Below are 14,699 nucleotides of genomic sequence, written 5' to 3'. Positions count from 1 at the left end.
ACCCGTCACTCGGTTAACATGCCCGACTTGAACCCGCTACCAAGGCCGCACTGTGTCTTTTGGCCCGACCTCCACACGCCCTTTGTTGCTGCTGACAGCCCTGCTCAGCGGCCCCAGTATGGCTGACGACCTGTTCGTCGACAGCCAGGCCCTGCCACAGGTGCTCACCGCCACCCGCCTCAAGCAATCGCCAGCGGCGGTGCCGGGCAGCATGACCGTGCTCGACAGCGAGCTGATTCGCGCCAGCGGCGCCCGCGACATTCCCGAACTGCTGCGCCTGGTGCCAGGCATGATGATCGGCTATGGCGCCGGCAACCAGCCGACGGTCAACTACCACGGCAGCAACGTCAACGATGCCCGGCGCATGCAGGTACTGATCGACGGCCGCTCGGTGTACCGCGCAGGCCTGGCCACCGTGGACTGGAGCGACATTCCGCTGGCGATGGAAGACATCGAGCGCATCGAGGTGTTTCGTGGCCCCAACACCGTCAGCTATGGCGCCAATGCGCTGATGGCGGTGGTCAACATCCTTACCCGCAACCCGGCCGACAGCCATGGCACGCGCCTGAAAGTCACCCGCGGCCAGCGCGGCATCAATGACTGGTACGCAAGCCAGGGCCTGGGCTGGGACGGTGGCGACCTGCGCCTGTCGCTCTCGGGGATGCAAGACGATGGCTTCGACGAAAACCGCTGGGGCCAGGACTACCGCGACAGCCGCCGCCTCAACCGTCTGGGTTTGAGTGCCAGCCACAGCCTGGCCAGCAACCAGAGCCTGGACTGGCAATTCTCGGCCAAAGAAGGCAGCGATCAACGACCCTATACCTATAAACCGGTGTTTCCCTATGTCACTGCGGCAGGCAACAACGCCGACCTCAACGCCAAGGACTATGCCGGTTCGCTGCGCTGGAACATCGACTTCAACCCCGACCACAGCCTCTATGTGCAGGGCTCGGCCCAGCACTGGGAGCGCGAGCAAGTGTGGCGTGCCTGTGACGCGGCGCTGTCCTTCAGCCCGCAACTGACCCAGCTCTGGCGCCTGAACCCGAACTACGCAGAGCAGGTGGCCCGCAACATCACCTCGCCACTGCCTGCAGGCAGCGCCGAGGAGCGCGCCCTGGCCGAACAGGTGCAGCAGCAGTGGCGCAATGGCGGCGCGCAACAAGTATGCGGCGATATCGACCAGAGCACCCGCGAGACCCGCTATGACCTGGAGGTGCAGGACACCCTGAGCCTGTCCGACAGCCTGCGCCTGGTCAGCGGGGCCAACTACCGGTACGACCGCGCCGACTCGCAGACTTACTTCAATGGCAGCCTGGATGACAGCACCTGGCGCCTGTTCGGCCACCTGGAATGGCGCGCCGACGAGCACTGGATCGTCCAGGGCGGGGCGATGTACGAAGATACCCGCCTGTCCGGCAGCTCCCTGACCCCGCGGATGGCGCTCAACTACCTGATCACCCCGCGCCACGGCTTGCGTGCGGTGTACTCCGAAGCCGTGCGCTCGCCGGACATGTTCGAGAACAACGTCAACTGGAGTTATCGTGTCAACAACCTGGTACCCGGCGCCTTCGGCCAGCGCAACGCCGAGTACTTCGTCAAGACCCGCGGCCCCGGCGATCTTGAACAGGAGCGTATGCGCTCGCGGGAACTGGGCTATAACGGATACTTCGCCGATGCCGACCTGAGCGTCGACCTCAAGCTGTTCTACGATGAAATCACCGGCATGATCAGCGAGCCGCTGCGCAACAACCAGTACATTGCCAGCAACAGCAACAGGGCCCGCTTCAGTGGCAGCGAAGCGCAACTGGACTGGCGCCTGAGCCAGGCCGACCGTGTGCGCCTGACCTACGCCTACGTCGACGCCTGGGCCAGCAACCCGGCCGACCGCCGCCTGAGTGCGCGCAACAGCGGCTCGGCCGGCTGGCTGCGTGACTGGGGCATGGGTTGGTCCAGTGCTCTTTTCTACTACGGCGATGACGCCCTCAACCAGTACCGCTTCGAACGGGTTGATCTGCGCGTTGCCAAGCGCCTGCGCTGGGAGCGCACCAGCCTGGAGCTGGCGGGCATGCTCCAGCAGCGCCTGGACGACGAGCCGACGACCATCTACGACAACCGTTATGACAGCCGCCAGGTGCTGTCTTTCAGTGCGCAGTTGGAGTTCTGATGCGTTACCTGCGGCGCTGGCTGCTGCTGATCTGCCTGTGGCCCCTGAGTGCCCTGTCCGCCAGTGAAATCCTGCTCACCGGTAGCCAGGACAGCCCCGGCGTGCGCAGCTTCGTCGAGGCGTTACGCGAACGCCGCCCGGCTGACCAGGTGCACTTCGTGCCAGTGGCCGAGCTGCCACGCCCCAGCCAGATCAAAGCCGCCACCCGCTTGATCCTGCTTGATGGCGCCAGCCTCGAATGGCGCCTGAGCGAAACCGCCGGGCCTGCGGCGCTGGCCTTGCGCGTGAGCCGGGTGCAGGCCCAGCAACGCCTGGGCAGCCTGCGCCCGGCGTACCTGAGCCTGCTGTGGAGCGACCCACCCCCGGCCCGCCAGCTGCGCCTGACCCGCTACCTGTTGCCACAGGCCAAACGGGTGGGCGTGCTCTATACCGAACATAGCCAGTTTCTCCTCGACGAGCTGCGCAAGGCGGCGCGCCCGTTGGGCCTGGAAATCATCGCCGAAGCCTGGCCCGACCTGCGCGACAGCCGGCCATTGCAAACCCTGCTGCAAAACAGCGATGTACTGCTGGGCATCGATGACCCGCAGTTGTACAACTCAAAGTCGGCGAAGAATGTTCTGCTCAGCAGTTATGGTCGACAGATGGCGTTGATCGGGCCGAATGCCGGGTTCGTCAAGGCCGGTGCCCTGGCCAGCACCCTGAGTGACCAGGACGACTGGCTGGCGGTGCTCGATCGGCTGCTCGAGCAACCACCCAACCGCTGGCCGCGAACGCTCTACCCTGATCATTTCAGCGTCCTGGGCAACCAGCAGGTGGCCCGCGCCCTGGGCATCGAAGCGATTGACCCGGCCGCCGCCGCCCTGGCCGTGGCCGAAGGAGAAAGCACACCATGAGTCGGCGCCTGAGCTGGGACATTCACACCCGCACGCAGATCATCAGCCTCGGCCCGGCCCTGTTGCTGACCCTGCTGTTGATCAGTTTCTTTACCTTCGTGCGCATCCAGGACCTGCGCCAGGAGCTCAACCACACCGGCCAACTGATCGCCAACCAACTGGCCCCGGCCTCCGAATACGGGGTGATCGCCGGCAACAACGAAGTGCTCGAGAGCCTCATGCGCGCTACCTTGAGCATCCCCCACGTGCGCTTTCTCGAGGTGCAGGACAGTAGCAACCATATTCTCGTCTATGTCGAGCAGCCGGATGAGAGCAGCAACCGTGCGCAGCAGGTGGAAGTGTTCCAGGCACCGATCCGCCTGCAGCAGATTCGCCTGGACAACGACTTTCTGCACAATAACGCGCCAACCAAGAACATCGGCGATGACTACCTCGGAAGGGTCATCGTCGGCATGTCGGACGACGCCTTCAGCGAGCGGCAACAGGAGATCGTGGTCAAGGCCGGGATCCTCGCCCTGTTCGCCCTGCTGTTCACCTTCATACTTGCCCGGCGCCTGGCCCTGAGCCTGGCCAAGCCGATCAGCGATATGGGCCATGCGGTCAAGGCCATCCAGCAAGGCGATTTCAATGCGCCGTTGCCGGTGGTCGATGACAGTGAACTGGGGCACCTGGCCCGGCACATCAACAACCTTGCCAGTGCGCTGGGCAAGGCCAGCCATGAACAGCAACAAGCCATGTCGCAACTGATCCAGGCCCGCGAGGAAGCCGAACAGGCAAACAAGGCCAAATCTGATTTCCTGGCGATGATGAGCCACGAGCTGCGTACGCCGATGAACGGCGTCATGGGCATGCTGCAACTTCTGGAAACAACCTCGCTCAACGAAGAGCAGGCCGAATACACCGCCGTGGCCAGCGAATCCACCGGGCACCTGCTCAAGGTCATCAACGACATTCTTGATTTCTCGCGCATCGAACGTACCGCCCTGGAGCTGGAACACATCGACTTCAACCTCGGCGAGCTGATCGGCAGCAGCGTCCAGTCGTTCCAGCACCTGGCCCAGCAGCGCGAGCTGGACCTGCAGTTGCACCTGCCGCCGGGCATGGAGCAACTGCAGGTAGTCGGCGACCCGACCCGCATTCGCCAGGTGCTGCTCAACCTGATCGGCAATGCACTGAAGTTCACCGAACACGGCAGTGTGCACATCGAACCACGCTGGCAGGTGCTCGACCGCCAGCTGATCTGGTTCACCTGTGCGGTACGCGACACCGGTATCGGCATCGACAACACGCGCCTGGAAATGATGTTCGTGGCATTCCAGCAGGCCGACAGTTCGATTTCCCGCCGCTATGGCGGCACCGGCCTGGGCCTGTCGATCGCCCGCACCCTGACCGAACGGATGGGCGGTACCCTGCGCGGCGAAAGCCGTGAAGGCCTGGGTTCGATCTTTACCCTGGAAATGCCCCTGGCCTTGTCCACCGCGCAAACGCCACGCCTGCCCGGTGGCCTGACCCGTGCCGAAGACGACGGCCAGGGCCGGCGCATCTTGCTGGTCGAAGACAACCCGGTGAACCAGACAGTGATCGAAGCCATGCTGCGCAGCCTGGGCTTTGAGGTGTGCGTCGCCGTCGACGGCGCCCAGGCCGTGGCCCAGGCCGGGCGCCAGCGCTTTGCCGCGGCACTGATGGACTGCCGCCTGCCGATCATCGATGGCTACGAAGCCACCCGGCGCATTCGCCAGCTGCCGCAGGCCGCCGCCATGCCGATTATCGCCCTGACCGCCAACGCCTTGCAGGGTGACCGCGAGCGTTGCCTGAACGCGGGCATGAACGACTACCTGGCCAAACCGTTCAAACGCATTGATCTGCAGCAAATTCTGCAACGCTGGCTGCCCGGTCAGACAGCTGTGACTGGCGATAAATGCTAAATTGCGGCAGTCTTAGAGACTGGACAAGCGCCGCGAAGGGCTTGAAAATAAAATTTCAGTGCACAAGTGTACTTCTTTGCCCCGTGCGCTGTGACTTTCACTACAACGCAATAGTCTATGTGTAGGCTGCCGGCTCAAACGTACATGTTTTGGGACGGCCGGGAAGATTTGCCCCCTGCCGCACGGGGACTATTGAGGAGCTCGCATGACCAAACAAAACGCCTTTACTCGGGAAGACCTGCTGCGCTGCAGTCGCGGTGAGCTGTTCGGCCCAGGTAACGCGCAACTGCCCGCCCCGAACATGCTGATGGTGGATCGCATCACCCATATCAGCGCCGAGGGTGGCAAGTACGGCAAAGGTGAATTGGTCGCCGAGCTGGATATCACCCCGGACCTGTGGTTCTTCGCCTGCCACTTCGAAGGTGATCCGGTGATGCCAGGCTGCCTGGGCCTGGACGCCATGTGGCAACTGGTCGGTTTCTTCCTCGGCTGGCAAGGCTTGCCGGGCCGTGGTCGTGCCCTGGGTTCGGGCGAAGTGAAATTCTTCGGCCAGGTCCTACCGACCGCCCAGAAAGTCACCTACAACATTCATATCAAGCGCGTCCTCAAAGGCAAGCTGAACATGGCCATCGCCGATGGTTCGGTCAGCGTCGACGGTCGCGAGATCTACACCGCCGACGGCCTCCGGGTCGGCGTATTCACCTCCACTGACAACTTCTAAGGGTTATCCGCATGCGCCGCGTCGTTATCACTGGTCTGGGCATTGTTTCGTGCCTGGGCAATGACAAAGAGACCGTCTCCGCCAACCTGCGTGCAAGCCGCCCTGGCATCCGATTCAACCCGGAATATGCCGAAATGGGTCTGCGTAGCCAGGTTTCCGGCTCCATCGACCTCAACCTCGAAGAACTGATCGACCGTAAAGTCTTCCGTTTCGTCGGTCACGCCGCCGCCTACGCCTACCTGGCGATGGCCGACGCGATCAAGGACTCGGGCCTGACCGAAGAGCAGGTCTCCAACCCGCGTACTGGCCTGATCGCAGGCTCAGGCGGCGCGTCGACCCTGAACCAGATGGAAGCGCTGGACATCCTGCGTGAAAAAGGCGTCAAGCGCGTTGGCCCCTACCGCGTCACCCGGACCATGAGCAGCACCGTCTCGGCGTGCCTGGCCACCCCGTTCAAGATCAAGGGCCTGAACTACTCCATCGCTTCCGCCTGCGCCACCAGTGCTCACTGCATCGGTACCGCCATGGAACAGATCCAGATGGGCAAGCAGGACATCGTCTTCGCCGGTGGCGGTGAAGAAGAGCACTGGAGCCAGTCGTTCCTGTTCGACGCCATGGGCGCACTGTCCAGCAAGCGCAACGACACCCCGGAAAAAGCCTCCCGTGCCTACGACGCTGACCGTGATGGCTTCGTCATCGCTGGCGGTGGCGGTATGGTCGTGGTTGAAGAGCTGGAGCACGCCCTGGCCCGTGGCGCCAAGATCTACGCCGAAATCGTCGGCTACGGCGCCACTTCCGACGGCTACGACATGGTCGCTCCAAGTGGCGAAGGCGCCATCCGCTGCATGCAGATGGCCATGTCCACTGTCGACACCCCGATCGACTACCTGAACACCCACGGCACCTCGACGCCGGTCGGCGACGTTGCCGAGATCAAGGGCGTTCGCGAAGTATTCGGCGACAAGGCTCCAGCCATCAGCTCGACCAAGAGCCTGTCCGGTCACTCCCTGGGCGCTGCCGGCGTTCACGAAGCGATCTACTGCATGCTGATGATGGAAGGCAACTTCATTGCCGGCTCCGCCAACATCGACGAAGTGGACCCGGAAGTAGCCGACATGCCGATCCTGACCAAGACTCAGGAAAATGCCAAGATCGATACCGTGATGAGCAACAGCTTCGGTTTCGGCGGCACCAACGCCACCCTGGTGCTCAAGCGCTGGGCAGGCAAATAAGGGCTAGCCCCCCTTATGTTCGAACGCCCCGACTCGTCGGGGCGTTTTTGTTTGTGCCATCCAGGGCCGCTGCGCGCCCCATCACCGCCAAGCCCGGCGCCCACAGTTACTGCAGGCGCTAGCCCTTGTGGGAGCTGGCTTGCCAGCGATGGGCCGCACAGCAGCCCCTCCTACACCGAAAACCGCCCCACCAACCCATTGAGTTCGATCGCCAGCTGCGACAATGCCTGGCTCGCCGCGTTGGTCTGATTGGCCCCCGCCGAGGTCTGCATGGCCAAGTCGCGAATATTGGTCAGGTTGCGGTCCACCTCCCGCGCCACCTGTGCCTGCTGCTCCGAGGCACTGGCAATCACCAGGTTGCGCTCGTTGATCAGGCTGATGGCCGCGGCTATCTCCTCCAGCGCCGCACCGGCAGCATGAGCGCCCTCCAGGGTGCCGCGAGCCCGTTCGTTGGTCTGCTGCATACCTTCAACGGCGCGATGGGTGCCTTGCTGGATGCCATCGATCATCTGCTCGATTTCACGGGTGGATTGCTGGGTGCGATGGGCCAGTGCCCTTACTTCATCAGCCACCACAGCAAAACCACGCCCGGCATCACCGGCCCGTGCGGCTTCGATCGCAGCATTGAGGGCCAGCAGGTTGGTCTGCTCGGCAATCGCGCCGATCACATCCAGCACCTTGGTGATGCCATTAACCTGCTGCGCCAGTTGCCCGACCTCTTCGGCGTTGGCGGTAACACCGGCCGCCAGGCCCTCAATCGACGTCACGGTCAGGCGCACCTGCTCGCGTCCTTGACGGGCAATGCGGTCCGACTCGCGCGAAGCTTCGGAAGTGGCCACGGCATTGCTCGCCACCTCCTCCACTGCGGTGGTCATCTGGTTGACCGCGGTCGCCGCCTGCTCGATTTCCTGGCTTTGCTGCATCAGCCCACGGGTGGCATCTTCCGTTACCGCGCTGAGCTCCTCGGAGGCCGAGGCCAACTGGCTGGAGGAGTCGGAGATGCGCCCGATGGTATCGCGCAGGCTTTGCTGCATCTGCTTCAAGGCTGCAAGCAAGCGTGCCGGCTCATCCTTGCCCTGCACCGAAATCTGCGGGGTAAGGTCGCCGGTGGCCACCACTTCGGCAACCTTCAGGGATTGCGCCAACGGCCGGACGATACTGCGGGTCAGGGTCAGGGCCAGCACCACAGTGAGCACCACGGCGGCAATCAGCCAGCCAATCACCCAGATCCGCGCCTCCTTGTAGACGACTTCGGCAAGGTCGGTCGCGGTATTGGCATGCTGGTTATTGAGCGCGATCAGCTCGTTGAGGCTGGCCGTCAACTGGTCGGCCAGCTGATTCATCTCACCGTTGACCATGGCCACCGCCTCTTCGAGCCGGTGCTCGGCAGACAGCTCCATCACCTGCGCCTGCAGCTTGAGGTAACGCTGCTCCAGACTCAGGTAGCGGTCGAACAGGACCTGCTCTTCGGGCAGCACGATCAGCGCCTGGTACTTCTGCTGGGCCTTGCCCAGGCCCGCCTTGATCTCTTCGATGCGCGACTTGTTCTGCGCCAGCGCCGCCTCATCGCGATTGACCAGCAGGCGCAGGGTCAAGGCGCGGATGCGCAGCATGTCCTGGGTCATCTGGCCGACCGAAATGACGCTGGGCAACCAGTTGCTGTCGACCTGCTCGGACTGCTGGCGCATGCTGGTCATCTGCATCAGGGCAAACGCGCCCAAGGCAAACACCAGCGCCGCCACCAAGCCAAAACCCAGGCCGGCCCTGGGCGCGATATTCATGCTTCTCAAGCTCATCTTCTGGCTCCCTCCAAAAGCGCTGCACAACAGTGCAGCTGTCCTTGCTTCTAGACGGTATCGGCCTGGCGAAAATTTGCGTAAGACGAAAACGTGATATCAAAAGGCCTTATGATCGCGACGCCCCGGTGGCCCTGACTCAACGCACCGTAAAGCGCTGCTCGGCGAGCAACCGGTCACCCTGGAAGACCATGAAATGCCACTGCCCCGGCACCATTTCGTGGTTTTCGGTGAACTCATAGGCCATCACATCCTGGGCAGCGCCCGGCACCAGCTTCTGCACGACTTCGAACTTGTCGTGGCGCTTGCCATCCGGGGTGCGCACACCCGGGGTGAGGTACAGCAGGGTCAGCGGCGTGTCTTCGGCGACCTTGCCCTGCAGCCGATAGCGCATGCCGAACTTGCTGCCCAGGCGCGCCGGGATCTCATCGGTCTGTTCAATCGTCTGGTTACTCTGGGTCAGCACCCGCTCGCCCGGCTGGAAGTTCTGGTGGCGGGTTTCAAACAGACCGTACTCGACCGGCCCTTCGAGACGAACCTCGGCGCTGGCCAGGCCACTGACCAGCAACAGCCCGCACAGGGCGCTGAAACGACGTGGAAACATAGTGAACTCCATCAGGTTGATGGCGGCAGGCTATGACGCAGGCATGACAGGCTGATGACAGCGCTGTTATTTGCCCGCCACAACCCCGGGTATAGCGCGGGCATGCGCTCGATATGGGCCACGGCAGGTTATGCTAGAAAAACGTCCCCCTTGGTCTGGAGCACACCGTGAGCCTTCCCCTGGTCATCCGCCCTCGCGCCGAATCGGTCGAAGGCCAACCTATCCTGCGCCCCCTGCCTTCGGCCCAATGCCGCAGCGTCGGGCCATTCGTGTTCTTCGACCATATGCTGGAGACCGACTACCCGGCCGGCCGTGGCATGAACATCCGCCAGCACCCGCATATCGGCCTGTCGACCCTCACCTACCTGTTCGAGGGCGAGATCCAGCACAAGGACAGTCTGGGCTCGGATCAACGGGTCAAGGCTGGCGAGGTCAGCTGGATGACCGCCGGCAGCGCGATTGCCCATGTCGAGCGCACGCCTGCCGATCTGCTGCCCAGCACGTCGCGCCTGCACGGCTTGCAGGTGTGGCTGGCCTCGCCCAAGGCGCACGAGCAAGGCCCGGGGCTCTACAGCCATCACCCGGCGGCGAGCCTGCCGGTCAGTGACAACCTCGGGGTCAGCATTCGCATGATTGCCGGCAGCGGCTTCTGCCTGCAATCGCCGGTGCCGGTGCTGTCACCGACCCTGTATGCGCTGGTGCAGATGCAGGCGGCCACCACCCTGACGGTGCCCACCGAACACGCCGAGCGCGCGCTGTATGTACTGGATGGCGAAGTCAGCCTCAACGACCAGGCGGTCGAGCCGTGCAGCCTGGTGATCTTGCCGCCCGGCGAGGAGATGAGCCTGTATGCCGATAGCGAAAGCCAGTTGGTGCTGTTCGGTGGCGCGCCATTGGACGGGCCACGGCGGATGAACTGGAACTTCGTTGCCAGTGACCCGGCATTGATCGAACAGGCGCGGGCACGCTGGGCGGCCGGAGACTGGCCGACGGTACCGGGGGAAAGTGAACGGATCGAGTTGCCTTGAGATTGATCGCCGGCAACGCGGCTCCCACAGAGTGGATGCATGCAGGTCCAGTGTGGAAGCCAGCCTTGCTGGCGATGGGCTGCACAGCAGCCCCGCCCCCACTCAGCGCTGGAACACTTCATCGAGCAAATTGAACATCGCCCGGAACGCGCGCTTGGACGTGCGGGCGTCGTACTTCATCTTGCCGGGGATATTCGCTGCGGTATCGGTGAACGAGTGCACCGCGCCGCCATAGCTGATCAGCTGCCAGTCGACCTTGGCCGCGTCCATCTCGGCTTCGAAAGCCGGTAGCTGCTCCTTGGGCACGAACGGGTCGGCGGCGCCATGCAACACCAGCATCGAAGCCTTGACCCTGCCCTCCACGGCTGGCAGCGGCGTATCCAGGGTGCCATGGAACGATACAGCGGCCAGCAGGCGGGCATCTTCACGGGCCAGCTCCAGGGCACAGCAGCCGCCGAAGCAGAAGCCGAAGGTGGCCAGCTTGCCAGGCTCCAATACCGCCCTCGATTGGCCCAGCAACTGGTCCAGCGCCGCCTTCAAGCGCTTGCGCAGCTCGACGCGGTCATTCTTCAGCGGCGTCATCGCCGCACCGGCTTCATCCATGTCCGACGGACGCAGGGTCTGGCCGTAGATGTCGGCCAGCAACACCACATAACCCTGGGCGGCAACCTCGCGGGCGATCCGTTCGGCGCCCTCGCCCACCCCCATCCAGTTTGGCGCCATCAAAAGCCCAGGCTGCTCACGGGCGCCCTGGGTATAGAACAAACGGCTCTCATAGGCTTTGCCGGCAACATGATAGACCAGCGATTCGACGGTAACCTTGCTCATGCACTCCTCCTTGCACCATGAAAAAAGCCCGCCGAAGCGGGCTTTCCTGCAACTACTTAAGCCGACAATTCGACCAGTAGCTTGTTCAGGCGACGAACGTACGCCGCCGGGTCCTTGAGGCTATCGCCCGCCGCCAGCGCGGCCTGATCGAAGAGGATGTGCGAGAAGTCGGCGAAACGGTCTTCGCTTTGCTCGTTGTCCAGTTTCTCGATCAGCGGGTGGCCAGGGTTGAATTCGAAGATCGGCTTGGAGTCCGGCACCTTCTGCCCGCTGGCCTCGAGAATCTGGCGCATCTGCAGCCCCAGGTCCTGCTCACCGATGGCCAGGATCGCCGGCGAATCGGTCAGGCGGTGCGACACGCGCACTTCGCTGACGCTTTCGCCCAGGGCCACCTTGAGGCGCTCGACCAGGCCTTCTTTCTCCTTGGCGACTTCTTCCTGGGCCTTCTTGTCCTCTTCGGAGTCCAGCTTGCCCAGGTCCAGGTCACCACGGGCGACGTCGACGAAGCTCTTGCCGTCGAATTCGCTCAGGTAGCTCATCAGCCACTCGTCGATGCGGTCGGTCAGCAGCAGCACTTCGATGCCTTTCTTGCGGAAGACCTCCAGGTGCGGGCTGTTCTTGACCTGCGCATAGGACTCGCCGGTGAGGAAGTAGATCTTGTCCTGACCTTCCTTGGCACGGGCCAGGTAGTCGGCCAGGGCAACGCTCTGCTCGCCGCTTTCATCAAAGGTGGAGGCGAAACGCAGCAGGCCGGCGATCTTCTCTTTGTTGGCGAAGTCTTCAGCCGGGCCTTCTTTCATCACCTGGCCAAAGTTCTTCCAGAAGCCCTTGTACTGCTCAGGCTCGTTCTTGGCCAGCTTCTCGAGCATGTCCAGCACGCGCTTGGTCAGGGCCGACTTCATCGAGTCGATGATCGGGTCTTTCTGCAGGATTTCGCGCGAAACGTTCAGCGACAGGTCGTTGGAGTCGACCACGCCCTTGATGAAGCGCAGGTACAGCGGCAGGAAGGATTCAGCCTGGTCCATGATGAACACGCGCTGTACGTACAGCTTCAGGCCACGTGGCGCTTCACGCTGGTACAGGTCGAACGGGGCACGGGCCGGTACGTAGAGCAGCGAGTTGTACTCAAGCTTGCCTTCGACCTTGTTGTGGCTCCAGGCCAGCGGGTTCTCGAAGTCGTGACCGATGTGCTTGTAGAACTCCTGGTATTCCTCGTCCTTGATCTCGGTGCGAGGACGGGTCCACAGGGCGCTGGCGCGGTTGACGGTTTCCCATTCTTCGGCCGGCTTTTCTTCGCCTTCGGCGGCTTCGACCTGTTTTGGCAGCTCGATCGGCAAGGCGATGTGATCGGAGTATTTCTTGACGATGTTGCGCAGGCGCCAGCCGTCGGCGAACTCTTCTTCACCCTTTTTCAGGTGCAGGACGATGCGGGTGCCGCGCTCGGCCTTGTCGACCGTGGCGACTTCGAACTCGCCTTCGCCCTTGGACGACCAGTGCACGCCCTCGGCGGCTGGCAGGCCGGCGCGGCGGCTGAACACGTCGACCTTGTCGGCAACGATGAAGGCCGAGTAGAAGCCCACGCCGAACTGGCCGATCAGGTGCGAGTCCTTCTTCTGGTCGCCGGTGAGGTTTTTCATGAAGTCGGCAGTGCCGGACTTGGCGATGGTGCCCAGGTGCGCGATCACCTCTTCGCGGCTCATGCCGATGCCGTTGTCTTCGAGGGTGACAGTGTTGGTGTTCTTGTCGAAGCTCAGGCGGATTTTCAGCTCGGCGCCGCCTTCGAGCAGCTCTGGCTTGGCCAGGGCTTCGAAGCGCAGTTTATCGACGGCGTCGGAGGCGTTGGAAATCAGTTCGCGAACAAAGATTTCCTTGTTCGAATACAGGGAATGGATCATGAGGTGCAGCAGTTGCTTCACCTCGGTCTGGAAGCCCAGGGTTTCTTTTTGAGTTTCCACACTCATGGTCTTCAACACTCCGATCTGATGACAGTTGTCGCTGGGCAGGCCGACGGCCTGCTTTCACGGCGGGATGCACAACAGATGGGGGTGGCTCGGGCTATTTCAAGGGCGAGGTCATTTCTTCGATCTTGAAATGCGCCCGCGCCGTGGCAATCGGTTCGTCCGGGTCGCCTTGCCAGGCGGTGATCGCGACGTTGGTCACCCGCCGGCCCTGGCGCCACAACTGACACTGGGCGTAAGTGTCACGGTAATGGCCGGCGCGCAGGTAATCGATGGAAAAGTCGATGATTTTCGGGATCGCCGCACTCTCACTGAAAATCAGCAGGTACAGCGCCGCCGACAGCTCCATGAAGCCGGCGATTACCCCGCCGTGGATCGCTGGCAGCAACGGATTGCCGATATTGTCCTGGCTGGCTGGCAGGCAGAACAGCAGGTCGTCGCCCTGGCGGCTGCACTGGATACCAATCAATCCGGCATAAGGAATCAGCCGCAGCAAGGGTTCATAGTTGCCTTCGGCATGTGCCTGGCGCAGTTGCTGGTGCACTTCTGGCGGGATCATTGGCCGCTCCCCTTGAGCGTGTTGGCGAAATTGAGACCGCCCTTGATGCCCTTGCCCAGACGCATGAAGGTGCCGACCACCTGGGCGATCGGTTGCTCGGGATCGTCCTGGTAGGCCACCCCGCGGGTGAAGATCACATCCCGCGAGACGCGGTAGCAATAGGCGTGGCCGAAGATATCCTTGCCGGCCTCGGCCGGGTGCATGTAGTCGATACGCAGGTCTAGCGTCGGGCATACCTCGAACTCAGGCAACACGCAGAGGGTGGCCATGCCGCAGGTGGTGTCCATCAGGGTGGTGATCGCACCGCCATGCACGGCCCCGGTTTGCGGGTTGCCAACGATCTGTGTGGAATACGGCAGTATCAGGGTCATGCCTTGCGCGTCCGCGTGATGCACCCGCATCTGTAATACCTGACAATGACGCAGTGCCGAGAGAAAGCGTTGGGCCATAGCCTGCAAAGAAGTGTCGATCATTTCAAAAAACTCTCAGGCCGTTGAGGCCATGCACAGAGAAAGGGAAATGTCCATATAGATCCATTTGTTATATATCTGTATGGTGCGCGGAACTTCTACCGGTTACTTGAGCTCAAAGGAACAAGTAACTTATTCCACAAGGAGAAACACCCCATGCGTAAACCTTTTGCTTTTGCCGTTATGCTCGCCGCTGCTCTGGGTCTGGCCGCTTGCGATAAAGCCAGCGAAAATAAAGCCCAAGATGCTCAGCAACATTCCGAGAACGCTCAAGAGAAAATGAACGAAGCTCAGGATAAAGTGAACGAGGCAGCGAAAGAAAACGTCGAAGCCGCCAAAGATCAGGCCGAAGCGCAACAAAAAGCCGCTGAAGAAGCTGCGAAAGAAGCCGCTCCTGCTGCCCCAGTTACTCCTGCTGAGCCTGCTAAACAGTAAGCAAGCCTGCCGGAATAAAAAAAACCCGACACTGTCGGGTTTTTTTATGGCTGCCGAAACTGGATTAAACGATTCAGTCGTCACTC

General features: G+C 62.3%; 13 protein-coding genes and 1 pseudogene. 7 read left to right on the top strand and 7 right to left on the bottom strand.

Going from position 1 to position 14,699, the window contains the following annotated elements; all coding sequences use genetic code 11:
• The first annotated feature begins 52 nt into the window (after window positions 1–52).
• The 5 genes from BV82_RS09090 to fabB all read left to right on the top strand — a co-directional run bounded on the left by BV82_RS09090 (window position 53) and on the right by fabB (window position 6,935).
• The gene (locus BV82_RS09090) at window positions 53–2,164 is read left to right on the top strand and encodes a TonB-dependent receptor plug domain-containing protein (protein WP_036994411.1); all 2,112 of its coding nucleotides are present in this window, start codon (window positions 53–55) and stop codon (window positions 2,162–2,164) included.
• The gene (locus BV82_RS09085; RefSeq protein ID WP_010224653.1) at window positions 2,164–3,057 is read left to right on the top strand and encodes an ABC transporter substrate-binding protein; all 894 of its coding nucleotides are present in this window, start codon (window positions 2,164–2,166) and stop codon (window positions 3,055–3,057) included. The genes BV82_RS09090 and BV82_RS09085 overlap by 1 nt, the downstream gene beginning before the upstream one ends.
• Window positions 3,054–4,982, top strand: a complete 1,929-nt coding sequence (locus BV82_RS09080; RefSeq protein ID WP_036994409.1) for a response regulator — start codon at window positions 3,054–3,056, stop codon at window positions 4,980–4,982. The genes BV82_RS09085 and BV82_RS09080 overlap by 4 nt, the downstream gene beginning before the upstream one ends.
• 205 nt (window positions 4,983–5,187) lie before the next feature.
• Window positions 5,188–5,703 (top strand): 3-hydroxyacyl-[acyl-carrier-protein] dehydratase FabA, encoded by a 516-nt coding sequence (gene fabA, locus BV82_RS09075; protein WP_010224657.1) that lies wholly within the window; start codon window positions 5,188–5,190, stop codon window positions 5,701–5,703.
• An 11-nt stretch (window positions 5,704–5,714) separates the two neighbouring features.
• Entirely contained in the window at window positions 5,715–6,935 is a 1,221-nt protein-coding gene (gene fabB, locus BV82_RS09070) for a beta-ketoacyl-ACP synthase I (protein ID WP_010224658.1), read from the top strand.
• Window positions 6,936–7,105: 170 nt separating this feature from the next.
• Here fabB and BV82_RS09065 read toward each other — a convergent pair whose 3' ends face one another.
• The 3 genes and pseudogenes from BV82_RS09065 to BV82_RS09060 all read right to left on the bottom strand — a co-directional run bounded on the left by BV82_RS09065 (window position 7,106) and on the right by BV82_RS09060 (window position 9,335).
• The gene (locus tag BV82_RS09065; protein WP_442967030.1) at window positions 7,106–8,164 is read right to left on the bottom strand and encodes a methyl-accepting chemotaxis protein; all 1,059 of its coding nucleotides are present in this window, start codon (window positions 8,162–8,164) and stop codon (window positions 7,106–7,108) included.
• An 81-nt stretch (window positions 8,165–8,245) separates the two neighbouring features.
• Window positions 8,246–8,716 (bottom strand): annotated as a pseudogene (locus BV82_RS26840) (MCP four helix bundle domain-containing protein); the annotation flags it as partial.
• A gap of 154 nt (window positions 8,717–8,870) precedes the next feature.
• A complete protein-coding gene (locus BV82_RS09060; RefSeq protein ID WP_010224660.1) occupies window positions 8,871–9,335 on the bottom strand; it encodes a DUF3859 domain-containing protein in 465 nt (154 codons plus the stop codon).
• A 167-nt stretch (window positions 9,336–9,502) separates the two neighbouring features.
• On the opposite strand from BV82_RS09060, the gene BV82_RS09055 reads away from it, so the two are divergent.
• A complete protein-coding gene (locus BV82_RS09055) occupies window positions 9,503–10,363 on the top strand; it encodes a pirin family protein (protein WP_010224661.1) in 861 nt (286 codons plus the stop codon).
• Between the two features lie 102 nt (window positions 10,364–10,465).
• Here BV82_RS09055 and BV82_RS09050 read toward each other — a convergent pair whose 3' ends face one another.
• From BV82_RS09050 to BV82_RS09035, 4 genes are all read right to left on the bottom strand, one after another.
• Window positions 10,466–11,191, bottom strand: coding sequence for a dienelactone hydrolase family protein (locus tag BV82_RS09050; protein WP_010224662.1), 726 nt, complete (start codon window positions 11,189–11,191; stop codon window positions 10,466–10,468).
• A 56-nt stretch (window positions 11,192–11,247) separates the two neighbouring features.
• A complete protein-coding gene (gene htpG / locus BV82_RS09045) occupies window positions 11,248–13,152 on the bottom strand; it encodes a molecular chaperone HtpG (protein ID WP_010224663.1) in 1,905 nt (634 codons plus the stop codon).
• Between the two features lie 94 nt (window positions 13,153–13,246).
• Window positions 13,247–13,708 (bottom strand): PaaI family thioesterase, encoded by a 462-nt coding sequence (locus BV82_RS09040; RefSeq protein WP_010224664.1) that lies wholly within the window; start codon window positions 13,706–13,708, stop codon window positions 13,247–13,249.
• Complete coding sequence (locus BV82_RS09035) at window positions 13,705–14,181, bottom strand: PaaI family thioesterase (RefSeq protein WP_010224665.1); 477 nt, start codon at window positions 14,179–14,181, stop codon at window positions 13,705–13,707. The genes BV82_RS09040 and BV82_RS09035 overlap by 4 nt, the downstream gene beginning before the upstream one ends.
• A 153-nt stretch (window positions 14,182–14,334) precedes the next feature.
• Here BV82_RS09035 and BV82_RS09030 point away from each other — a divergent pair, with 153 nt between their 5' ends.
• Entirely contained in the window at window positions 14,335–14,613 is a 279-nt protein-coding gene (locus BV82_RS09030; RefSeq protein WP_026001405.1) for a hypothetical protein, read from the top strand.
• Window positions 14,614–14,699: the final 86 nt, after the last annotated feature.

Source organism: Pseudomonas donghuensis (assembly GCF_000696345.2).
Classification (GTDB): domain Bacteria; phylum Pseudomonadota; class Gammaproteobacteria; order Pseudomonadales; family Pseudomonadaceae; genus Aquipseudomonas; species Aquipseudomonas donghuensis.
The sequence above is the reverse complement of the archived record's forward strand: the minus strand, read 5'-3'. Positions and strand labels throughout refer to the sequence as shown.